Consider the following 21,738-nt stretch of genomic DNA (forward strand, 5'->3'; position numbering starts at 1 on the left):
CACCCTCTCCCCGCAAGCGGGGCGAGGGAGACCACTACGCCACCCGCCACTCCGGCACGCCATCGGCGGCCATCGTGATCTCGCCCAGCGAACCCACCGGCGTCCTGTTCATGTCGAGCAAATGCGCCAGCGTCGCCGTGTCGCTCGCCGGAATCCGCGCCAGCGTGCGCCTGTCGTCTTCCGCCCGCAGCATCACCACGCCGTGCTCGACATCGCCGGCCCGGCCGTAGAGCACCGTAAAGCTCTCGACCTTGCCTTTGCCCGAGACATCCGTGACGAACTCCGGCACCGCGCGCCTGTTGCTGTCTGCCGCCGCCTGCACGCTCGTCTCCTGTGCCAATGCCTCACGCGGCGGCACCTTCGACACCACCAGCGCATGATGCTTGGTGACGAAGCCGCCCTGGCCGTAGAGCAGGCCGAGCTTTGCGCCGTCGCGCACCCGCCGCACCATCGCGCAGGCGGCATGGGTCATGTAGGTGTTGAGCGGTGCGCCGAAGAAGGTGAGGCCGCCGGTCACGGTCGGCCGCACGTCCGCACCCAGGCCCAGCGTCCGCCGCGCCATCTTGGGCACGCACGGAAAGCAGCTATAGAGCTCGATCGCGTCGAACGTCTTGCCGTCGCCGCCGACGAGATCCATCACGGCCTTCAAAACGGCGTTCTGCGAATGGCTCTCGTAAAACTGGTCGCGCAACAGATAGTCGCGCGGCTCCTCGGCCGAGCCGCCGCCGAGCGGGTAGACGAGCTTGTCCTCGGCAATGCCTGCCGCACGCGCCTTGGCGAGGCTGGTGAGCAGCAGCGCGCCGCCCATGTTGACGCTAGGGTTGGCAACCATGAGCTTGTTGTAGGGCCAGGCGATCAGGCGGTTGTCCGCCGTCGGTGTCGTGATTTCCTCCGGCGCATAGCGCCGCTTCAGCCAGGCATTCGGATTTTGCGCGGCGGCTTCGGAATAGCGCGACCACAGCACGCCAGACTCTGCCATCGCGTCGCGCGGCGTCTGCCCCCAATGCGCGGAGGAGGCCGCCTCGTAGAACGGATACACCGTGACCGGCCGGAACACGCCGAGCTTCACGGCCAGCGGCTTCTGGAATGCCGCGCCGCGCTTCGGCTCCTCGACATCATGCGCGAACGGCGTCCATGGCAGCTTCGCGCCGGCGCGCTCGGCCTTGGTCGCCGTCGACTGTGCCTCCGCGCCGCAAACTGCGGCAACACTGCATTCACCGCGCGCGATGCGCTTTGCGGCTTCGTGAATATAGCGGATCGGGCTCTCGCCGCCGACCGGCCCGTAATAGCAATGCGAAGGCGTGATGCCGAGCCGCTGCGCCAGCAGTTTTTCCGGATCGCGATAGCGCCAGCTCAGGAAGTTGACGACGTCGAGCGATTGCACCTCGCCGAGCAGCCTTGTGCCGGCATCTGCTTCCGCGCGCAGCAAGGCCTTTTCGAGCAGGTCGAGCGGCTCGAGGCCATCGGTGATCTCCTTGGGGCGATCGACGATCTCGCCGACGCCGACGATGACGGGGATGCGGTCTTCGGGGGTATTGGTCATTTCTTCGTGGTTCGCTTTCTAGATCTTCGGTAGGCCGTCGCCCTTCGAGGGCCGCTGAAGAAGCGACCACCTCAGGGTGACGGCTACGGGGGAAGCGTCATCCTGAGGTGCGAGCCGAGCGACGCTTGCGGCGCTTGGCGAGCCTCGAAGGATGGGCCACACACACCATCACTCCGCCACCAGCGCATTCATGTGCTCGACGGCTTCGGCGAACTCTTCCTTGAACTCCTGCACCACCGCGCCGGCCGATTTCACGCTGTCGATCAGCCCGACGCCCTGGCCGACGAAGTAACTCACGAGATCGCGCGCCTTCGCGTTGCCGCCCGCCGCCGCCCGGTCGATCGAGTTGAAGGCGTCGCGACTGACGATGCTTTGCAGCGGCATCGGCAATGCGCCGGGGCTCTCGGGTGCGCGGTCCCAGGCGTCGGTCCAGACCGAGCGAAGCTGCCGTGCCGGCTTTCCGGTGCGGCCCTTCGAGCGGATCGCATCGCGCGAGGACGCCGCGATCATCTTCTCGCGAAAAATCTGCGTGGTCTCGGCCTCCACGGTGGCAAGCCACACCGACCCGGTCCAGGCGCCCGCGGCACCCATCGCCATGCAGGCTGCCATCTGCCGTCCCGTCATGATGCCGCCGGCGGCCAGCACCGGCACGTCGCGGACCTTCTTGATCGCCTTGATCACCTCCGGCACCAACACCATGGTCGAGACCTCGCCGCAATGGCCGCCGGCTTCGGTGCCTTGGACCACGAGGATATCGACGCCGGCTGCGACCTGGCGCAGCGCGTGCTCCTTGGCGCCGACCAGCGCCGCGACCGGCACGCCATGCTTCCTGCCCATTTCGATCATGGCCTTCGGCGGCACGCCCAGGGCATTGGCGATTAGCCGGATCGGGTGGTTGAACGACACCTCCAGCAGCTCCAGCGCGGTCCTGCCATCGAACGGCTGCGGCTGGTTGTCGGCGACCTCGGTGGTCGTGAGTTCGATGTCATATTTCTTCAGGAGATCGCGGGTGTAGTTGCGGTGCTCCTGTGGCACGCGCGCTTCCAGGCTCTTCCAGGTGACGTCCTTCTCGCCCGAGGTCGAGATGTTTTCGGGGATCAGCACGTCGATGCCGTAAGGCTTGCCGTCAACGTGCTCGTCGATCCATTTCAGTTCGCGCTCCAGCGTATCCGGCGTGTGCACGGTCGCACCTAACACGCCAAAGCCGCCGGCCCGGCTGACGGCGGCGACGACATCGCGGCAATGGCTGAAGGCGAGCAGCGGGAAATCGATGCCCAGCATGTCGCAGATCGGCGATTTCATCGTTCTCTCCCGGCGGCCTCGCGTTGCTGTCGTTGCAATCTTGAGCGAAGGCTCATCGACGCTAGACCATCGTCTTGCGCAATGCCAATCCGGATTTGGCAGCGCATCTTGCGTGCACACGCCGTGTTGCGCGAAGCCGTACGCCTGGCTCGACAGAAGCGGATTCTCGTGATGGCCGTCCTCGGCAACGTCGGATGCATGACGCGGTCGCGAGGCCCGCGCAGGACGCAGGGCCGGCAGGGCTTGCCATCGGCCGTCCGTGGGCTAATTAATGCAGGCGCATCTTTTTCGCCGGAGCCCTCCCATGACCGACACCCCCGCCTACGTGCCGCCGAAAGTCTGGACCTGGAATAAGGAGAACGGCGGACAGTTCGCCAGCATTAACCGCCCGATCGCCGGTCCCACCCACGACAAGGAGCTACCGGTCGGCAAGCATCCCTTCCAGCTCTATTCGCTGGCGACGCCGAACGGCGTCAAGGTCACCGTCATGCTGGAGGAGCTTCTGGCGCTCGGCCACAAAGGCGCGGAGTATGACGCCTGGCTGATCAAGATCGGCAACGGCGACCAGTTCGGCAGCGGCTTTGTCGACATCAATCCGAATTCCAAGATCCCGGCGCTGACGGACCGCTCCGGCCCGGAGCCGATCCGGGTGTTCGAGTCCGGCTCGATCCTGTTCTACCTCGCCGAAAAGTTCGGCGCCTTCCTGCCGAAGGACATCAAGACCCGCACCGAAGCGATGTCGTGGCTTTTCTGGCAGATGGGCAGCGCGCCCTATCTCGGTGGTGGCTTCGGCCATTTCTACGCTTACGCGCCGACCAAGATCGAATATGCCATCGACCGTTTCGCGATGGAGACCAAGCGCCAGCTCGACGTGCTCGACCGCCGGCTCGCCGACAACGAATATCTCGCCGGCAGCGACTACACCATCGCCGACATGGCGGTGTGGCCCTGGTACGGCGCGCTCGCCAAGGGGCTGGTCTACGGCGCCGGCGAATTCCTGTCCGTGCAGGACTACAAGCACGTGCAGCGCTGGACCGACCAGATCGCCAAGCGTCCGGCCGTCAAGCGTGGCCGCATGGTCAACCGTGTCTCCGGCGATCCCGCCAGCCAGCTCCACGAGCGGCACGACGTCAGCGATTTCGAGACCAGGACGCAGGACAAGATCGGCGAGGTGGCCGCGTCGTAAGGGCGGTGCTCGCTTCACCTCGCCCCGCTTGCGGGGAGAGGTCGGATTGCATCGAAGATGCAATCCGGGCGAGGGGGAGTCTCCGCGAGTCCCACTGACAGCGTCCCCGCGGAGACTCCCCCTCATCCCCAACCTTCTCCCCCCAGGCGGGGAGAAGGGGAAGAAAGATCACGCCATGCTCAGCTCGTGGCGTCCCACCACCATCCAGTGCACCTCGTCCGGACCGTCCGCGAAGCGGAGATGACGGACGTCCTGGTACATTTCGGCCAGCGGGGTCCAGTGCGAGATGCCGGTGGCGCCGTGCATCTGGATCGACTGGTCGATGATCTTGCAGGCGCGCTCCGGCACCATGGCCTTGACCATGGACACCCAGACACGAGCCTCCTTGTTGCCGAGCACGTCCATGGCCTTGGCGGCCTTCAGCACCATCAGCCGCATCGCCTCGATCTCGCAGCGCGCCTGCGCGATGATCTGCATGTTGCCGCCGAGATGGGCGATCTTCTTGCCGAAGGCCTCGCGGGTGAGGCCACGCTGCACCATCAAATCGAGCGCCTTCTCGGCCTTGCCGATGGTGCGCATGCAGTGATGGATGCGGCCCGGCCCGAGCCGAAGCTGCGAGATCTCGAAGCCGCGGCCTTCGCCGAGCAGAATGTTCTCCTTGGGCACGCGCACATTGTTGAAGCGCATGTGCATGTGGCCGCGCGGCGCGTGGTCCTGGCCGAACACGTACATGGGGCCGAGCACCTCGACGCCAGGCGTGTCGCGCGGCACCAGGATCTGCGACTGCTGCTTGCTCGGCGCCGCATCCGGATTGGTCTTCACCATCACGATGAGGATCTTGCAACGGGGATCGCCGACGCCGGAGATGTAATACTTCTCGCCGTTGATGACCCATTCGTCGCCGACGAGCTTGGCGGTGGTCGAGATGTTCTTGGCATCGGAGGAGGCGACGTTCGGCTCGGTCATGACATAGGCCGAGCGGATCTCGCCGTTCATCAGCGGCTTCAGCCACTTCTCCTTCTGCTCCTGGGTGCCGACGCGCTCCAGCACCTCCATGTTGCCGGTATCCGGCGCCGAGCAGTTCATGCTCTCCGAGGCGAGCGGACTCTTGCCGAGCTCGGATGCGATATAGGCGTAGTCGAGATTCTTCAGGCCCTGGCCGGTCTCGTCGTCGGGCAGGAAGAAGTTCCAGAGGCCTTCCTGCTTTGCCTTGTTCTTGGCCTTCTCCAGCACCTCGAGCTGCTTCGGCGTGAAGCTCCAGCGATCAGCTTTGCCTTCACCAGCCTTGGCGAACTCGATCGACATCGGCTCGACGGTGTCGCGGATGAATTTCCTGACGTGATCATAGAGCGGCCGGACCTGGTCCGACATCCGGAGGTCGTTGAGCTCGTCGCCGGGATTGAGGGTGTAGTTGGTGGTGCGGGGAATATAGGTGTGTTTTGTCATTGTTCCTCCCGGGGGGCGCTGAGATCGCGTTGAGCCGGAGAATAGTCGCAGCGTCGCCAAAGTGCGAGCGCGCATTTTTCCAACATGAGCCATGCCACGTGATGGAATATCGCGAGGGCGTTTGAAATGTTGTTTGAATGGGGCTGCATTCTCGCTGTCATCGCCCGACTTGATCGGGCGATCCAGTACTCCGAGGCGTCGGTGATTCATGGAGAGGCCGCGGCGTGCTGGATGCCCCGGTCGAGCCGGGGCATGACAGCGGTGGTTGCGGCTGGCTCAGTTCGCCATCCGATGCATCGCGCAGATCTTGTTGCCGTCGAGGTCACGCAAATACGCAATATAGAGGTTGACGCCGGGGCCCTGGCGGATGCCGGGAGGATCTTCGCAAGGAACGCCGCCGGCGGCGATGCCGGCCGTATGCCATGCATTGACCTGCTCAGGCGAGTTGGCGGCAAAGCCGATGGTGCCGCCATTCGCTGGCGTTGCCGCCTCACCGTTGATCGGCTTCGTCACCGAGAACACGCCGGTCTTGGTGATGTAGAAGATGCGATGGCCGTCGACGCGCGCCGGCCGCACCTCGAGCGTGGTCAGCAAATTGTCATAGAACGCCTTGGCCTTGTCGAGGTCGTTGGTGCCGATCATCACGTGTGAAAACATTTTGCCGTTCCCTCATCTTGTAGCCCGGATGGAGCGAAGCGAAAACCGGGTCTTGTTTGCCTTTTTGGCGGTCCCGGATTGCGCTGCGCTCCATCCGGGCTACGAGACTCAAAACGCCGTATAGCCGCCGTCGATCACGAACGTATCCGCGGTGTGATACGACGAGGCCTTGCTCATCAGATACACCGCGATGCCGCCGAAATCGCTGGGCTCGCCGAAGCGGCGCACCGGAATGCGCGGCATCACGTTGGCCACGAACTTCTCGTTGGCCATCAGGCCCGAGGTCATGTCGCTCTTGATCCAGCCGGGCAGGATCGCGTTCGCGGTGACGCCGTGGCGCGCCAGCTCGACGCCGAGCGCGCGGACCAGCGCGTTGATCGCGGCCTTGGTCGCCGCGTAGTGCTCGTTGCGGGCGGTACCGAAGATCGAGGCGAGGCTCGAAGTCGCCACCAGCCGGCCGAAGGGATCGCCAGCCTCGGCGCGCGCGGTCATGTGTTTTGCGACCGCCTGGAACGCGTGGAACACGCCGTCGAGATTGGTCGCAAACATCGTGCGCCATTCTTCCTCGGTGCGTTCGATGAAGGAGCGCCGGCCGCCGCCGCCGATTCCGGCATTGGCGAAGCAGCCGTCGACGCGGCCGAATGTGTCGAGCGTGGCCTTCATCGCGGCATTGACCGAGGCCGGGTCGGTGACGTCGCAGACCCGCGCGTCGACCTTGCCGGATAGCCCCGCCAGGCTCGCGGCAGCGGCCTTGTTCTTGTCAGCATTCCGGCCCCAGATCGAGACGTTGCAGCCCTGGCCGGCGAGCGCCTGCGCGATGCCTAGCCCGATGCCGCCATTGCCGCCGGTGATCACGGCGACCCGGCCTGAAAGGTCGAAAAGGTTCATGGCGCGTTTCCTGTTTTTGCTTGGGTCGCGCATCAGCCGCTGCGCGCAAGATTGCTTGCTATGCTCCGATCACCATGGACAAGACCGCGCCAAAAATCAAATATGCGCGCCGGCAAAAGCAATTCCGGTCTGCGAAACTGGTGCAGGCCGCAACTCACGAGGAAACCATGCAGTTCAAACACGTCACGCTCGATCTCGATGGTTCGGTCGCGATCCTCAAGCTCGACCATCAGGAGGTGATGAACGCGGTCTCCGTGGACATGCTGGGCGGGCTCGCGGAAGCGCTCGACGCGATCGAGGAAAAGAAGGACGAGGTGCGCTGCGTCGTGCTGACGGGCGCGGGGCGGGCGTTCTGCACTGGGGCGAATCTCCAGGGCCGCAACAACCAGTCGAAGAAGACCAAGGCCGGCCTGACGCTCGAGACCGGCTTCCATCCCTTCCTGCGTCGCATTCGCAATCTGCATTGCCCGATCGTGACCGCGGTCAACGGCCCGGCGGCCGGCGCCGGCATGAGCTTCGCGCTGCTCGGCGACATGATCCTGTGCGCGCGCTCGTCCTATTTCCTGCAAGCCTTCCGCCGCATCGGCCTGGTGCCGGATTGCGGCTCGACCTGGCTCTTGCCGCGGCTGATCGGCAAGGCTCGTTCGATCGAATTGTCGCTGATGGGCGAGCGGCTCCCTGCCGAGAAGGCGCTGGAATGGGGCCTCGTCAACCGCGTCTATGATGACGGCGTGCTGATGGAGGAGGCGATGAAGCTCGCGCACGACCTCGCCAGCGGCCCGACGGTCGCGCTGTCGCTGATCCGCAAGCTCTATTGGGACAGCCCGGAGAATTCCTTCGAGGATCAGCTCAATCTCGAATTCCAGTGCCAGCTCCGCGCCGGCGACACGGATGATTTCCGCGAAGGCGTCGGCGCCTTCCTGGAGAAGCGCCCGGCCAAATTCAACGGTAAGTGATCAAGGGCAGATGATCGAGGCCGAACTGTCCCGCAGCGTCGCGCGCTGGTGCCTGGGCGCGACCGGTGTTGCCGGCCTGGCAAGGCTGTCCGGCGGCGCCAGTCAGGAGACCTGGCGCTTCGATATCGCGCATCCCGATGGGCCGATCGGTGCGATCCTGCGCCGCTCGCCGAAGGGGTATGGCGCTGCGCCGACGCGCGCGGCAGGACTCGGTGCGGAAGCGCAGCTGATGCAGCTTGCCTATGAGGCCGGCGTGCCGTCGCCGCGCGTGATGCATGTGCTCACGCCGGGCGACGATCTCGGCACTGGCTTCATCATGCAGCGGGTTGAGGGCGAGACCATCGCACGCAAGATCCTGCGCGACGACGAGTTCGCCGCGGCGCGGCCGCATCTCGCACGGCAGATCGGCGGCGTGCTCGCGAAGCTGCACGGGCTGCCGCGGGACAAATTGCCCGAGCTGCGCAGCCGGTCCGCGACGGAGGAGATTTCTGAGTTCGAACGCGACTATCGCAGCCTGGACTGGCCAAAACCCGTGTTCGAGCTGGCGCTGCGCTGGCTGCGCGACCACGACCCGGGTCCTTCGGCCGAGACCACGCTGGTGCATGGCGATTTCCGCAACGGCAATCTCATCATCGGCGCCGACGGCGTGCGCGCGGTGCTCGACTGGGAGCTCGCTCATCTCGGCGACCCCATGGAGGATCTCGGCTGGGTCTGCGTCAACTCCTGGCGCTTTGGCGAGATCGACAAGCCCGTCGGCGGGTTTGGCTCGCGTGAGGAGCTGTTCGCCGGCTATGAGGCGGCAGGGCGCAAGGTCGATCCATCGCGTGTCAAATTCTGGGAAGTGATGGGCACGCTACGCTGGGGTATCATGTGCGGCGGCATGATGCAGCGATTTCGCGAAGGCCCGGACCATTCGATGGAACGCGCCATGATCGGCCGTCGCGCTTCCGAGACCGAGATCGATCTGTTGCGGCTGCTGGCGCCGCGGGGGAGTTGACCATGCAGGACGAGCCGACCCCGATCGAGCTGACCAAATCGGTCTCCGATTTCCTCCGCAACGACATCGCGCCGCTGATCTCCGGCCACCAGGCCTTCAAGCTGCGCGTGGCCATCAACATCCTCGACCTCGTGACGCGGCAGTTGACGCAGGAAGAGGGGAGCGACGGTGCGGAGATGGAGCGGCTGCGTGCTCTGCTCGGCATGGACGGCTCGGTGACCGATCTCAACCGCGCACTCGCCGAGCGCATCGCCAAGGGCGAGGCCGATCTGGCGACGCCCGGCCTTGCCGAGCATCTGTGGGCGACCACGATGGACAAGCTTGCAGTCGACCAGCCGAATTATGCGTCGTACAAACGGGAGTTGTCGCGAGGTGGGTAGACCTCTCCTCGTCATTGCGATGAGCGTAGCGACGAAGCAGGCGCGCTACTCTCTCCGCATCGTCATGCCCGGGCTCGTCCCGAGCATCCACGTTCTTCGTGCCGTGCGCTGAGGCGTGGATGGCCGAGACAAGCCCGGCCATGACGGAAACAGTTTACTTCCCCACCCATTTCGGCGGCCGCTTCTCCGCAAACGCCTTCGGGCCTTCGATGTAGTCCTGTGAAGCCACCATCGCCTTCACGGCCGGATACTCGCGCTGCTCCTCGATCGCCTGCTCCAGCGACACGCCGAGGCCCTTCTGGATCGCCTGCTTCGAAGCGCGGATCGACATCGGCGAATTCTTGGTGATCATCTCGGCCCAGCGCAGCGCGGCCGTGAGCGCCTCGCCCTGCGGCACCACCTCGTTGACGAAGCCGAGTTCGAGGCCCTCCTTGGCGCTGACATGGCGCGCGGTGAGGATCATGCCCATGGCGCGCTTCAAGCCGATCTGGCGTGGCAGCCGGTGCAGGCCGCCGGCGAGTGCGGCCAGCCCTACGCGCGGCTCGGGGAGGGCGAAGGTCGCGTTCTCCGAGGCAATGATGAGGTCGCAGGCCAGCGCGATCTCGAAGCCGCCGCCCATGGCAACGCCATTGACCGCGGCGATGATCGGCTTGTCGCAGTCGAAGCGCGCGGTGAGGCCGGCAAAGCCGCCCTTGTCCCAGCCGCGCTTGCCGCCGGCCGCCTGCCATTTCAGATCGTTGCCGGCGCAGAACGCCTTGTCGCCGCTACCAGTGACGATCGCGACCCACTGCGCAGGGTCAGTGGAGAAATCGTCGAACACCTTTTGCAGCTCGAAATGCGCGTCGGTGTGCAGCGCGTTGTAGACCTCGGGCCGCGACAGCGTGACGATCGTGATCGGCCCCTTGCGTTCCACCTTTGAGAACTTCAGCTCCATGGTCGCTCCCGCTTTTTCTCGTGAAGGAATATTGCGGCTATACTAGCGCGCGGGCGCGTTTCAGCACCATCGAATTGCGCGGGCGCGCCTTGCGCGTCTCACACGCCTCGCATTGCTTGACTTGGCGGCGCTCTTCTCACCTTAATCGTGCGAAGCAAAGCTGCGCCCAGCGCCTTAACGCAAAACGAAAAAACACCCGGGAGAGAGCCGTGGATTTCTCACTGCCTGCCGATCTCGTCGCCTATCTCGCAGAGCTCGACCGTTTCATCGAACGCGAGATCAAGCCGCTGGAAGCGGCCGACGACAATATCCGCTTCTTCGATCACCGCCGCGAATGGGCGCGTACCGATTTCGAGAACGGCGGCCTGCCGCGCCACGAATGGGAAGCGCTGCTGCGCAAGGCCAAGGATCTCGCGGACGCCGCCGGCCACCTGCGCTTTGCGGTGCCGAAGCAATATGGCGGCAAGGATGGCTCCAACCTCTGGATGGCCGTGATCCGCGAGCACTTTGCCGCCAAGGGGCTCGGCCTGCACAACGACCTCCAGAACGAGCATTCCATCGTCGGCAACTTCCCCGTCGCCACCATGCTGGATCGCTATGGACGCGACGACCAGAAGGCGATGATCGACGGTTCGATCAAAGGCAAGTACCGCATCACCTTCGGCCTGACCGAGCCAAATCATGGCTCCGACGCCACCCACATGGAAACGCGCGCAGTGCCCGCGACCCGCGACAACGTGAAAGGCTGGATCATCAACGGCGAGAAGATGTGGACGACCGGCATGCACGTCGCCACGCACTGTGCGCTGTTCGCGCGGACGTCAGGGAATGACGGCGATGCGCGCGGCATCACCTGCTTCCTGGTGCCTGCCAAGAGCCTCGGCGTGAAGATCGAAGAGTACATGTGGACCTTCAACATGCCGACCGATCATCCGCGCGTCAGTTTCACGGACGTGTTCGTGCCGGAGGACGCGCTGTTCGGCGAGGTCGGGCGCGGCCTGTCGCTGGCGCAGTGTTTTGTCCATCAGAACCGCATCCGGCAGGCGGCGAGCTCGCTGGGCGCGGCTGTCTATTGTATCAACGAGAGCGTGAAATATGCGCGCGAGCGCAAACCGTTCGGCAAGGCGTTGGCCGAGAACCAGGCGATCCAGTTCCCGCTGGTCGAGCTGGCGACGCAAGCCGAGATGCTGCGCCTGCTGATCCGCAAGACCGCCTGGGAAATGGACAAGCTCACCGAGGAGCAGATCGAGCGCACGCTCTCCGACCGCGTCTCGATGTGCAACTACTGGGCAAACCGCCTCTGCTGCGAATCCGCCGACCGCGCCATGCAGGTCCACGGCGGCATGGGCTACTCACGACACAAGCCGTTCGAGCACATCTACCGCCATCACCGCCGCTACCGCATCACCGAGGGCAGCGAGGAGATCCAGATCCGCAAGGTGGCGGGATTTTTGTTCGGGTATATGGGGCCGGGGAAGCATTGAGGCATTGTTGCGAACTATCTCTCCACGTCGGGTTATCTCTCCACGTCGTCCTGGCGAAAGCCAGGACCCATTGCCCCAGGAAGAAGTTGGCGAAGCAGGCAGGTCACCACGAGTCTTCCCCAAACTGCTCTCTGGGATAATGGGTCCTGGATCGGCGCTTCGCTTGTCCAGGACGACGATGTGGATAGAGCGGCCTAATTCACCCTTCTATCCTTCCCCGCCCAATACGGCTCCCTCAACTGCCGCCGCAAGATCTTGCCTGACGGATTGCGCGGCAGGGCCGGCAGGAACTCCACGCTCTTCGGCGTCTTGAACCCGGCGATGCGCTCGCGGGTGAAGTTGATGATGTCGGTGGCGGTCGCCTGCTTGCCCGGCTTCATCACCACGACGGCTTTCACCGCCTCGCCCCATTTGTCGTCGGGTATGCCGATCACGGCAGCTTCCGCGACGTCGGGATGATCGCACAGCGCGCTCTCGACCTCGGCCGGGTAGATGTTCTCGCCGCCGGAGATGATCATGTCCTTGATGCGGTCGTGGATGTAGAGATAGCCGTCCTCGTCCGTGTAGCCGGCGTCACCGGTGCGCAGCCAGCCGTCGCCACGGAGCGTCGCGGCGGTCGCCTCGGGCAAATTCCAATAGCCCGCCATGTTGGAGCCCGAGCGCGTCGCGATCTCGCCGACTTGGCGCGGCGGCAGCGGCTTGCCGTCGACATCGAGGATCGCGATCTCGACGCCCGGCAGCGCCTTGCCGGCCGAGCGCATCCGCTCGAGCCCCTCGATATGATCCTCCGGCGGCAGCGCGACGATGGTGCCGGTCGTCTCGGTCATGCCGTACATCTGCACGAAGCCGCATTTGAAGATCTCGATGCATTCCTTCAGCAGCGCCGCCGGGATCGGCGAGGCGCCGTACAGCATGTATTTCAACCGGGAGAAATCGACCGTTTTCGCGCGTGGCTGCCGCACCACGAACTGCATCGCGGCCGGCACCATGAACAGTTTTGTGATGCCGGACTGTTCGAAGAAATCCAGCACTTTTGTCGGATCGAACTCGCGCGCGATTACGCCGCGGGCACCGTGATAGAGCCCCATCACGCCCCAGCCGGAGCCGCCGATATGGAAGATCGGCATCGCCACCAGCGACACGTCATCGGTCGACCACCGGTTCCACTCGGGCTTGTCCTCGGCATTGCCGGTTTGCACCAGGTTGAGGAAGTTCGCATGCGACAGCATCGCGCCCTTCGGCTTGCCTGTCGTACCCGACGTATAGAGCTGAATCGCGATGTCCCGCGTCGCGATCGGCACCTTGGGATCGTCGCCGCCCTGTGCATCGCGCCAGACTGTAAAATCCTGCCATTCCGCTGCGCCGCCTTCGGTGGTGATGACGCTGCGCACGCCCGGCAATTGGTCCTTGATCTGGCGGACCTGGGTGATGAACTCAGGTCCGACGAACAGCACCGGCGCTTTGCAATCCCTTACGATGAAGGCGACCTCGGGGCCGGCGAGCCGCCAGTTCACCGGCGCCATCACCACGCCGGCCTTCGTCGCGCCCATCAGCAGCTCGAAATAGATGTCGCTGTTCTTGCCGAGATAGGCGATGCGCTCGCCCTTGTTCACACCCATCGCGATCAGCGCGTTGGCCACTTTATTCGTCTTGACGTCGAATTCGGCAAAGCTGGTGGCGCGCCCCTCGAACTCGAAGGCGATGGCGTCGCCGCGGCTCGTCGCGCGCTCGCGCACCATGTCGGCGAGATTAGCCAATGGCTGTGTGGTGGACATGTCTCTCCCGTGACGTCTTGTTTTTATGGTGCGGAGTGTGGCGTCATCCGCGGGCGATGACAAGACGGGAGGGGGTCGCGCTGACGCCTCCACGCCGTCGTCCTGGCGAAAGCCAGGACCCATAGCCACAAAACGCAATTTGGCGAAGACTGGCCATGGCCAATCTTCGCCAAACAAGATTCGGTGGTTATGGGTCCCGGCCTTCGCCGGGACGACAACAACTACCCCCGCTTCGCCCGATCCTTCTCATTCTGCGCCATGATGCTCTCTCGCGCGGTTTTCCAATCGTCGTCGCTCCAGTCGCGGAGCTGGTAGAAATTGCCGCCCATCGCGAGTGCCTGCGCGCCGTCCATGGCGATGGTCTCGCCGCTGATCCAGTCGCAACCGCCGGAAATCAGGAACACCGCGACGTTCTGCAATTCCTCCATGGTGCCGACGCGGCCCATCGGGTTCATCGCCTTGGTGCGCGCGCCGGCTTCGTCGCCGGGCTTGATGCGCTTGCTCATGCCTTCCGTCGGGATCTCGCCCGGCGCGATCGTGTTCAGCCGGATGCCGTAGCGGCCCCATTCGGCCGCGAGCGACATCGTCATGGCATGGATCGCGGACTTGCTCATCGCCGACGGCACCACGTAAGGCGAGCCGTTGCGCACCCAGGTCGTGGTGATCGAGACGACATTGCCGGGCTGCTTCAAGGCGATCCAGCGCTTGCCGACCGCCTGCGTCACGTAGAACGTGCCGTGCATGACGATGTTGGCGACCGCGTCGAAGCCGCGAGGCGACAGTTCTTCGCTGCGCGAGATGAAATTGCCGGCGGCGTTGTTGATGAGATCGGTGAGGGGGGCGTCGCGAAAGATGGTCTCGATCATCTCCTCGACCGCGAGCGCGTTGCGGATGTCGACGCCGTGGCTGCTCACGCGGCCGCCATACTCGGCCATCAGCTCGGTCGCGGTCTCGTCGCAGACGATCTTGCGCCGGCCGCAGATGTGCACCTCTGCGCCGAGCTGGAGAAAGCGCGCCGCCATCGACTTGCCGAGCCCGGTGCCACCGCCGGTCACGAGGATGTTGCGGCCGGCCAGAAGGTTTTCCTTGAACATGGCTGTTTCCTCCGCAGGGATTGTCAGTTAATTGGTCGATTGACTAAATCCGGCCGCCGTCTTTCTGTAAAGCGGCACCGAACAAGAACAGCAGGGAACCAGGGGAGAATTCATCCATGGAAGAGCGCGTCTCGATCTCGATCTCGGAAGGCGTCGCCGACGTGCGCCTGGTGCGCGCGGACAAGATGAATGCGCTGGATCAGGCCATGTTCGAGGCGCTTGTTGCCGCAACGGATCGGCTTTCAAAGGACAAAGGCGTGCGCGTCGTGGTGCTGTCCGGAGAAGGCCGTGCCTTCTGCGCCGGTCTCGACATGGGGCGTTTTGCCGCCATGAAGGAGAAGGGCGGCAACGGAATTCCGGGTGGCGAAAATCGCGATCTCACCAAGCGTACGCACGGCCAGGCGAATTTTGCGCAACAGGCGGCGTGGGGTTGGCGACAGCTTCCCGTGCCGGTGATCGCAGCGATCCAGGGCGTCGCCTTTGGCGGCGGATTCCAGCTCGCACTCGGCGCCGACATGCGCTTCCTCACCCCCGATGCGCGGATGTCGGTGATGGAAATCAAATGGGGCCTGGTGCCCGACATGGCGGGCACACCGATCCTGGCTTCGCTCGTGCGCGACGACATCTTGCGCGATCTCACCTACACCGGCCGGATCTTCTCCGCGCAGGAGGCGATGGCTTACGGTCTCGCCACGCGCATCTGCGACGACCCGCGCGCGAGCGCCCTCGAAGTCGCGCGCGAGATCGCGGGCAAGAGCCCCGATGCGATCCGCGCCGCCAAACGCCTGCTCAACAATCTCTCGGTCGATCCGGGCCCCGCGCTGCTCGCCGAGTCCGTCGAGCAGCAGAAGCTGATCGGCAGTGCGAACCAGACCGAAGCGGTGCGCGCGAATCTGGAGAAGCGCGCGCCGAGGTTTGCGGATTAGCGACTTTCTCCGTCATGGCCGGGCTCGTCCCGGCCATCCACGTTCTTTGGAAAGGCGACGAAGCAGAACGTGGATCACCGGGACAAGCCCGGTGATGACGACTAGCGGACATCGTCGCTAAACAACTAAGAAAAACAAATGAGCGAAACCTCAAATTTCCTCGGCATCGTCTCCGGCGAGCGCAGCCGCTCCCATGCCGAGGTCGCTGATCGTGCCGATCGCATCGCGAGCGGTCTCAGCCAAATCGGCGTCAGGCAGGGCGCTTGCGTCTGCATGCTGATGCGCAACGACATCGCCTTTCTGGAAGCCGCCTACGCCGCCATGCGGCTGGGCGCCTACGGCGTGCCGATCAACTGGCACTTCAAGCCGGATGAGATCGACTACATCCTTGAGGATACCGGCACCTCCGTGCTGATCGGGCATGCCGACATGCTGCATGCCTTGCGCGATGCGATCCCGAAAGCCGTCACCGTGCTCAGCGTGCCGACGCCGCCGGAGATCCTGTCCAGCTACAAGATCGATCCCGAGCATCTGAAGACGCCGGACTTCGCGATCGATTTCGAGTCATGGCTCGCGGCATTCCAGCCCTATGACGGTCCGATCGTGCCGCAGCCCATGAACATGATCTACACCTCGGGCACGACCGGCCACCCCAAGGGCGTGCGGCGCAATGCGCCGACGCCGGAGCAGGCGGCCGCCGGCGAGCGCATGCGCGCGATGATCTACGGGCTGAAGCCCGGCGCCCGCACGATCCTGCCGGGCCCGCTCTATCATTCCGCGCCGAACTCGTTCGGCATCCGCGCCGGCAAGCTTGGCGGTGCGCTGGTGCTGATGCCGCGCTTCGAGCCGGAGGAGTTTTTGCAGTTGATCGAGCGGTACAGGATCGACACCATCTTCATGGTGCCGACCATGTTCATCCGCCTGATGAAGCTGCCGGAGGAGGTGCGCAACAAATACGGCGTCTCCTCGCTCCGCCATATCATCCATGCCGCAGCACCCTGTCCGGCGGACGTCAAGCGCGCCATGATCGAATGGTGGGGGCCGGTGATCTACGAATTCTACGGCTCGACCGAATCCAGCGCCGTCACCTTCGCAACCTCCGAGGATGCGCTGAGGAAACCCGGCACTGTCGGCAAAATATCGCCCGGCGCCGAGCTGCGCTTCATAGGCGAGGACGGAAGCCTGCTGGGCGTGGGCGAGATCGGCGAGATCTACTCGCGCATGGCCGGGATGGCTGATTTCACCTACCACAACAAGCCGGAGAAGCGCGCCGAGATCGATCGCGACGGCTTCATCACCTCCGGCGACGTCGGCTACATCGACGAAGAGGGCTACGTCTTCATCTGCGACCGCAAGCGCGACATGGTGATCTCGGGGGGCGTCAACATCTACCCGGCCGAGATCGAATCCGTGCTGCACGCCGTCCCCGGCGTGCATGATTGCGCGGTGTTCGGCATTCCTGATGCCGAGTTCGGCGAAGCGCTGATGGCGGTGGTCGAGCCGCAGGTGGGCATCGCGCTCTACGCCGGCGATATTCGCACGCGGCTGAAGGCGTCGCTCGCCGACTACAAGGTCCCAAAGCACATCGAGATCCGCGCCGGGCTGCCGCGCGAAGATTCCGGCAAGATCTTCAAGCGCCGCCTGCGCGATCCCTATTGGGAGCAGGCGGGGCGGAAGATCTGACGGTGCGTAGTACACGAGACCGCGAATTCGTGAGCGGCTTCATGGACCGCAACCTCGCTCATCGTGCTATACCAACGGGATCATCGACCTTCGGATATCCCATGGCTCCCGTTTCCATCCTGCTAAACCTGCTCTGGATTCTCATCGGCGGCGCCTGGATGTCGCTCGGCTGGCTGGTCGCCGCGGTCATCATGGCGGTCACGATCATCGGCCTGCCTTGGGCGCGGGCGGCGTTCAACATCGCGGTCTACACGCTGATGCCGTTCGGCTCGCGGGCCGTCAGCCGCTATGAGGTCACCGGCATGAGCGATATCGGCACCGGCCCGCTCGGGGTCATCGGCAACATCATCTGGTTCGTGCTGGCCGGCTGGTGGCTGGCGCTCGGCCATCTCCTTACCGCCCTGGCCCTCGCGATTACCATCATCGGTATCCCCTTCGCTTGGGCCCATCTCAAGCTCGCGGGCATCGCGCTCTGGCCGATCGGCAAGGTGATCGTGCCGGCTTAAGGCGCGGACGCGTTTTGAAGCAGCGTCCTCGTGGCACATCCTCGAGACGCCCGCCCTCGGCGGGCCCTCAGGATGAGGGCCGAACACTTGGCTGCACCTGCAACGAGTCCCGACGCAGCTCAGCCTCATCCTGAGGAGACCGCGAAGCGGTCGTCTCGAAGGACGAGGCGCTTGCTCCGCTTGTAGGATGGATAGAACGCCAGCGAAACCCCATCAATCCGTCCGCCGATGATGAAGCATGATGGGTTTCGCAAGGGCTCAACCCATCCGACGCGCTGGTTCGAAGTGGACCGAGACTGCTTTCAACCGGCATAGCTATCCCGCCCCTCGGCAATGCGTCAGATTTCATTGCAACTTTTCCCGGCTTCATTGTTGAAGAACGAGAGCGAACGCGGCCGCAATGTGCCGCGGCTGGCTGGCCCTTGGCTCATTCTTATCGAGAGGCGATTGCATGAAATGGCTTTGCTTGGTCGGCTTTGTGGCGGGGGCCGCTGCTTTAACACCCACACCTTCTGCTTCGGCGATGCCCGTTGCCAAGCCGGACGCACTGGGCGCGTCTCAGACTGCCACTATCGAGGTCAAGGGCGGCCACGGACATGGTGGTGGCCACGGCTGGGGTCATCACGGTGGCCGTGGTCATCATTACGGTTGGGGCAGAGGTCGAGGCCATCATTATGGCTGGCGGCACCATCACCACTCGTAAGCGTCACTATTGTCCCGAGATCGGAGTTGGTGACCGCGCTAATACGTACCGCGAAGCACATCCGGGAGCTTGATCACCAACTAACGCACAATCCTCAGGGAGGAGTGGGACAATTTTCTTGGGCAGAGAAACAGTCTATAGCCCGCTGGATGGGTAGGCGAAGCGAAACTCATCAGTCCGCTTGCCGATGACGAAGAAGGAAGAGTTTCGCAAGGGCTCCAGATTAAGACGACGATGCGATCCCTTGTTCCAGCAACACTCTGGCTGCCTCGCGGTTAGCCCCGACGATGGCGGGATCACGCGTTGACTGTGCGATCACGAGCGAGCCTTCGAACAGCGACAGGATCTGGATCACGGCCCTTTCGGGTTTGCTCAATGACAACGGCTCAATGAGTGACGCAACGAAGTCGTGCAACTTTGTAAAATACGCTGCGATGGTCGCCTCTACGCCCGGCGAGTTTGCCTCCGGGCCGAATTCGGCCATGCCTTTCGCGAACGGACAGCCGCGGAACGAAGGCGAAAGGAGCGGTTGTTCGAGTGCGTCGAAAACAGCGAGAACGCGCTCCACTGGCGTGAGACCGGCTCGCTCCGTGGAGGTCAAAAGCATCTGAAACCAGACGGCGCTCTTATAGCGCAGGTAGGTGGCGATGAGGTCGGCCTTCGAGGGAAAGTGCTTGTAGAACGTCATCTTGGCCACGCCGCTTTCGGCGATGATCCGGTCGATGCCGACAGAGTTGATGCTGAACCGGTAAAACAGGTCTGACGCCGTCTTCAAAATGCGCTCGCGCGGGGCGAGCGCATCGAGCGGTTGAATATCCACGTCCACGAAATCAAGCAGCGTGCCCATCGATCGTCCTTAACCGAGCCGTTTGCGTCGCTGGACAGACTATTCTGTCAAGTTTGGGATTGCAAATACATACAGGTCTGTCTACAAGTTCCGTCGTCCCTTGGATTTCAAAGAAAGAGCTGAAATGAGCGGAAAAGTTGTGGTTGTGACGGGTGCACGCAGTGGTTTCGGAAAACTCACCGCCTTGGAACTCGCAAAGCGGGGCCACATGGTGGTTGCTGCCATGCGCGATGTCGCAGGAAGAAATAGCCGTGTTCGCGACGAGCTTGTCGAGGCGGCAAAGGCTGAAGGGCATGCGCTCCAGGTCCTCGAGATGGACGTCGCCGACGAACGATCCGTCAACGCCGCGATCGCGGATGTCATCCGGCAGCACGGCAGGGTCGATGCCCTGGTCAACAACGCGGGAATGATGCCCGTCGGCGTCACGGAAGCCTATACGGTCAAGGAAATCGAAGCGCAGTTCGCCGTGAACTTCTTCGGCGCCGTTCGCACCGATCGCGCCGTTCTGCCGCACATGCGGGCCGCCGGCAGCGGGGTCCTCATCCATGTCACGTCGCTCATGGGTCGGGTGGTCTTCCCGTTCTTCGGTGTCTATTCCGCCAGCAAGTTCGCGCTCGAAGCCCTCGCGGAAGCCTACCGCTACGAGCTTTCGAGCTTCGGCGTCGATTCGGTCATCGTCGAGCCGGGCCCGTTCCCGAGCAACCTTCTTCCATCCAGCCCCGAACCGTCCGACCAGGACGTGCTGAAAACCTATGGCGGTGTTGCGGCGATCCCGGGTCAGATCAAGCAGCACTCCAACGATGCAAATGATCCGCAGAATCCGCCACAGCCCCAGCGCGTCGCGAATGCAATCGCGCAGCTGGTCGAGGCCACGGAACGGCGGCCTCTGCGGACGGTCGTGATGCCCGAAGGCATGGATTTCGGTGTCGAGCGGCTGAACGAGGCCGTCGCGCCGATCCAGAACGACCTCCTTCGCGCGCTCGGCATGGCGAGCATGATTTGACGCGAAGACGATAAGCACACTGTCAGTTCGTAGGAAGGATAGAGAGCGAAACCCATCACCGTCAGCGATGACGAAGCATGATGGGTTTCGCAAGGGCTGTACCTTTCCTATGCGTGGCGACGACCCATGGCAGAGAAAGACCACTTGGAGTAGAGTAGCCGCGCCGGATATTTTCAACGGAGCGCGAGATGTCCTTTTTCAAGTTTGGGATCGCTTTTTTGGCCGTCCTTGCGGCGAGTGGATTTTGTGCGGCCTTGGCGGAAGATAGTTCACTTGAATACAACCGCGTGACGGCGACCGCCTTGAAGTGGAGCCCGCTGGCTTCGATGCCCAGAGGGACGCAATCGGTGGTGCTCCACGGCAATCCGGGCAAGCCTGGCCTGTATACTGTTCGACTCAAAGTACCGGCGAATTCCAAGATGCCTGTGCACTCACACCCTGACGAACGCGTTCGCGTTATCATTTCGGGAACGTACTATTCTGCGCTCGGCGACAAGGTCGATGCATCGAAACTCCTGAGCTTTCCTCCCGGTACGTTTTCGCACGTGCCGCCAAAGGTGTGGCAGTTTGCGGAAACCAGGGATGAAGAGGTGATCTTCGAGATCACCGGGATCGGACCGACCGGCATCGACTATTTGAACGCCGAGGATGATCCACGAAAGCAAAAATAAAGTTGTGCTCCTTCGGTTGTCAGTACATGGCCGACCGCCGTGCGCTTCAGAACTCGTAGGATGGGGAGAGCGTCACCGAGACCTATCGAACCGTCCGCCGGAGCTGGCGAGTCCAGGCGCGATGCGCAACACTTAGCGGCTATCCGCAGGCCGAGGCGGCCGGTCTGATGATCCGTGCGTCGTCGCCCCATCCGGCGAGGCCGTTGCGCTCAAGCACCTTCCGCCCACCATCCCTCGCGTTGCCCGACAGGCAAAACACGCCACAGACAGGTCAAGGGCTGTGTTGCCAAATATTCTGATTGACCGAATTCATAAATTCGGGTAAACCGCAGACATTCCGGCCCGCTAAAAAGGGCGTTTCGCGATCGTCACGATGCGTGGGCCGGGATGCAATGGACGCGGCAGCGCCGGCGCGTGACGAGGTGGCAGGGCGGGCGACCCCTGTGAGCCATCGCGATCTGCGCGAACGACCCGGCACTGTCACAGCGGTTCTTTTCGGCTTCGGAGGCGAGCACGCGCGAGCTTCCGGATGTCCGGGGAGGGACGTCCGCGGACGGCAAAAGCGTGTGGTCCTGACGCCCGGGGTCTGTGCGTCAAGGCTTGCGGTGATGTGCGGCCCGACCGGGTGCGTGCATCGATCGTCCGCAAGGCGACGGGGGCAATAGTGCATCGCTCCCCGGGGAGCAACTGTGTTGAAGTAGCCCGGCGATCGGCCGGCCTCAAGGCTGGCGCTTGCGCGCCACCGCCTCCGGCGGCT

Annotated in this window: 20 protein-coding genes; 11 read left to right on the forward strand and 9 right to left on the reverse strand. The window is 63.7% G+C overall.

Annotated features, from left to right (window positions below):
- Nucleotides 1-34: 34 nt before the first annotated feature.
- Together AC0L3C_RS26250 and AC0L3C_RS26255 are read right to left on the reverse strand one after the other, a co-directional pair.
- Nucleotides 35-1,543 carry an acetyl-CoA acetyltransferase gene (locus tag AC0L3C_RS26250; protein ID WP_473409337.1) on the reverse strand — a complete coding sequence of 503 codons (1,509 nt, stop codon included), beginning with the start codon at nt 1,541-1,543 and terminating at the stop codon, nt 35-37.
- A gap of 168 nt (nt 1,544-1,711) precedes the next feature.
- Nucleotides 1,712-2,845 (reverse strand): nitronate monooxygenase, encoded by a 1,134-nt coding sequence (locus tag AC0L3C_RS26255; protein ID WP_473409338.1) that lies wholly within the window; start codon nt 2,843-2,845, stop codon nt 1,712-1,714.
- Between the two features lie 304 nt (nt 2,846-3,149).
- Between AC0L3C_RS26255 and yghU the strand changes: the two genes are divergently transcribed.
- The gene (gene yghU, locus AC0L3C_RS26260) at nt 3,150-4,031 is read left to right on the forward strand and encodes a glutathione-dependent disulfide-bond oxidoreductase (RefSeq protein ID WP_473409339.1); all 882 of its coding nucleotides are present in this window, start codon (nt 3,150-3,152) and stop codon (nt 4,029-4,031) included.
- Between the two features lie 168 nt (nt 4,032-4,199).
- Here yghU and AC0L3C_RS26265 read toward each other — a convergent pair whose 3' ends face one another.
- The 3 genes from AC0L3C_RS26265 to AC0L3C_RS26275 all read right to left on the reverse strand — a co-directional run bounded on the left by AC0L3C_RS26265 (nt 4,200) and on the right by AC0L3C_RS26275 (nt 7,022).
- The gene (locus AC0L3C_RS26265) at nt 4,200-5,477 is read right to left on the reverse strand and encodes an acyl-CoA dehydrogenase family protein (protein ID WP_473409340.1); all 1,278 of its coding nucleotides are present in this window, start codon (nt 5,475-5,477) and stop codon (nt 4,200-4,202) included.
- A gap of 276 nt (nt 5,478-5,753) precedes the next feature.
- On the reverse strand, nt 5,754-6,134 hold the full coding sequence (locus AC0L3C_RS26270; protein WP_063993157.1) for a VOC family protein: 381 nt from the start codon (nt 6,132-6,134) through the stop codon (nt 5,754-5,756).
- A gap of 108 nt (nt 6,135-6,242) precedes the next feature.
- The gene (locus tag AC0L3C_RS26275) at nt 6,243-7,022 is read right to left on the reverse strand and encodes an SDR family NAD(P)-dependent oxidoreductase (protein WP_473409341.1); all 780 of its coding nucleotides are present in this window, start codon (nt 7,020-7,022) and stop codon (nt 6,243-6,245) included.
- A 167-nt stretch (nt 7,023-7,189) separates the two neighbouring features.
- Between AC0L3C_RS26275 and AC0L3C_RS26280 the strand changes: the two genes are divergently transcribed.
- Genes AC0L3C_RS26280 through AC0L3C_RS26290 form a run of 3 tightly spaced genes read left to right on the forward strand, consistent with a single transcriptional unit; the run spans nt 7,190 to nt 9,355 of the window.
- Nucleotides 7,190-7,978 carry an enoyl-CoA hydratase/isomerase gene (locus tag AC0L3C_RS26280; protein ID WP_473409342.1) on the forward strand — a complete coding sequence of 263 codons (789 nt, stop codon included), beginning with the start codon at nt 7,190-7,192 and terminating at the stop codon, nt 7,976-7,978.
- 10 nt (nt 7,979-7,988) lie between these two features.
- Entirely contained in the window at nt 7,989-8,975 is a 987-nt protein-coding gene (locus AC0L3C_RS26285) for a phosphotransferase family protein (protein WP_473409343.1), read from the forward strand.
- 2 nt (nt 8,976-8,977) lie between these two features.
- Nucleotides 8,978-9,355, forward strand: a complete 378-nt coding sequence (locus AC0L3C_RS26290; protein WP_473264075.1) for a DUF6285 domain-containing protein — start codon at nt 8,978-8,980, stop codon at nt 9,353-9,355.
- A gap of 154 nt (nt 9,356-9,509) precedes the next feature.
- Here AC0L3C_RS26290 and AC0L3C_RS26295 read toward each other — a convergent pair whose 3' ends face one another.
- Nucleotides 9,510-10,289 carry an enoyl-CoA hydratase-related protein gene (locus AC0L3C_RS26295; RefSeq protein WP_473409344.1) on the reverse strand — a complete coding sequence of 260 codons (780 nt, stop codon included), beginning with the start codon at nt 10,287-10,289 and terminating at the stop codon, nt 9,510-9,512.
- A 209-nt stretch (nt 10,290-10,498) separates the two neighbouring features.
- Here AC0L3C_RS26295 and AC0L3C_RS26300 point away from each other — a divergent pair, with 209 nt between their 5' ends.
- Entirely contained in the window at nt 10,499-11,773 is a 1,275-nt protein-coding gene (locus tag AC0L3C_RS26300; RefSeq protein ID WP_473409345.1) for an acyl-CoA dehydrogenase family protein, read from the forward strand.
- Nucleotides 11,774-11,967: 194 nt separating this feature from the next.
- Here the strand turns inward: AC0L3C_RS26300 and AC0L3C_RS26305 are convergent, their stop codons facing one another.
- Nucleotides 11,968-13,548, reverse strand: coding sequence for a fatty acid--CoA ligase (locus AC0L3C_RS26305; RefSeq protein ID WP_473409346.1), 1,581 nt, complete (start codon nt 13,546-13,548; stop codon nt 11,968-11,970).
- Nucleotides 13,549-13,769: 221 nt separating this feature from the next.
- On the reverse strand, nt 13,770-14,642 hold the full coding sequence (locus AC0L3C_RS26310; protein WP_473264071.1) for an SDR family oxidoreductase: 873 nt from the start codon (nt 14,640-14,642) through the stop codon (nt 13,770-13,772).
- Between the two features lie 116 nt (nt 14,643-14,758).
- Here AC0L3C_RS26310 and AC0L3C_RS26315 point away from each other — a divergent pair, with 116 nt between their 5' ends.
- The 4 genes from AC0L3C_RS26315 to AC0L3C_RS26330 all read left to right on the forward strand — a co-directional run bounded on the left by AC0L3C_RS26315 (nt 14,759) and on the right by AC0L3C_RS26330 (nt 18,533).
- Nucleotides 14,759-15,568, forward strand: a complete 810-nt coding sequence (locus AC0L3C_RS26315) for a crotonase/enoyl-CoA hydratase family protein (RefSeq protein WP_473409347.1) — start codon at nt 14,759-14,761, stop codon at nt 15,566-15,568.
- A 138-nt stretch (nt 15,569-15,706) separates the two neighbouring features.
- Complete coding sequence (locus AC0L3C_RS26320) at nt 15,707-17,251, forward strand: acyl-CoA synthetase (RefSeq protein WP_473409348.1); 1,545 nt, start codon at nt 15,707-15,709, stop codon at nt 17,249-17,251.
- A gap of 101 nt (nt 17,252-17,352) precedes the next feature.
- A complete protein-coding gene (locus tag AC0L3C_RS26325; protein WP_473264068.1) occupies nt 17,353-17,757 on the forward strand; it encodes a YccF domain-containing protein in 405 nt (134 codons plus the stop codon).
- 596 nt (nt 17,758-18,353) lie between these two features.
- Nucleotides 18,354-18,533 carry a hypothetical protein gene (locus tag AC0L3C_RS26330; protein ID WP_473279548.1) on the forward strand — a complete coding sequence of 60 codons (180 nt, stop codon included), beginning with the start codon at nt 18,354-18,356 and terminating at the stop codon, nt 18,531-18,533.
- Between the two features lie 150 nt (nt 18,534-18,683).
- Here AC0L3C_RS26330 and AC0L3C_RS26335 read toward each other — a convergent pair whose 3' ends face one another.
- Nucleotides 18,684-19,307 carry a TetR/AcrR family transcriptional regulator gene (locus AC0L3C_RS26335; protein WP_473264066.1) on the reverse strand — a complete coding sequence of 208 codons (624 nt, stop codon included), beginning with the start codon at nt 19,305-19,307 and terminating at the stop codon, nt 18,684-18,686.
- Between the two features lie 124 nt (nt 19,308-19,431).
- On the opposite strand from AC0L3C_RS26335, the gene AC0L3C_RS26340 reads away from it, so the two are divergent.
- Both AC0L3C_RS26340 and AC0L3C_RS26345 read left to right on the forward strand, forming a co-directional pair.
- On the forward strand, nt 19,432-20,310 hold the full coding sequence (locus AC0L3C_RS26340; protein WP_473409351.1) for an SDR family oxidoreductase: 879 nt from the start codon (nt 19,432-19,434) through the stop codon (nt 20,308-20,310).
- Between the two features lie 188 nt (nt 20,311-20,498).
- Nucleotides 20,499-20,981, forward strand: a complete 483-nt coding sequence (locus AC0L3C_RS26345) for a cupin domain-containing protein (RefSeq protein WP_473264064.1) — start codon at nt 20,499-20,501, stop codon at nt 20,979-20,981.
- The last annotated feature ends 757 nt before the right edge of the window (nt 20,982-21,738 follow it).

The organism is Bradyrhizobium sp. WSM4872, from assembly GCF_055811715.1.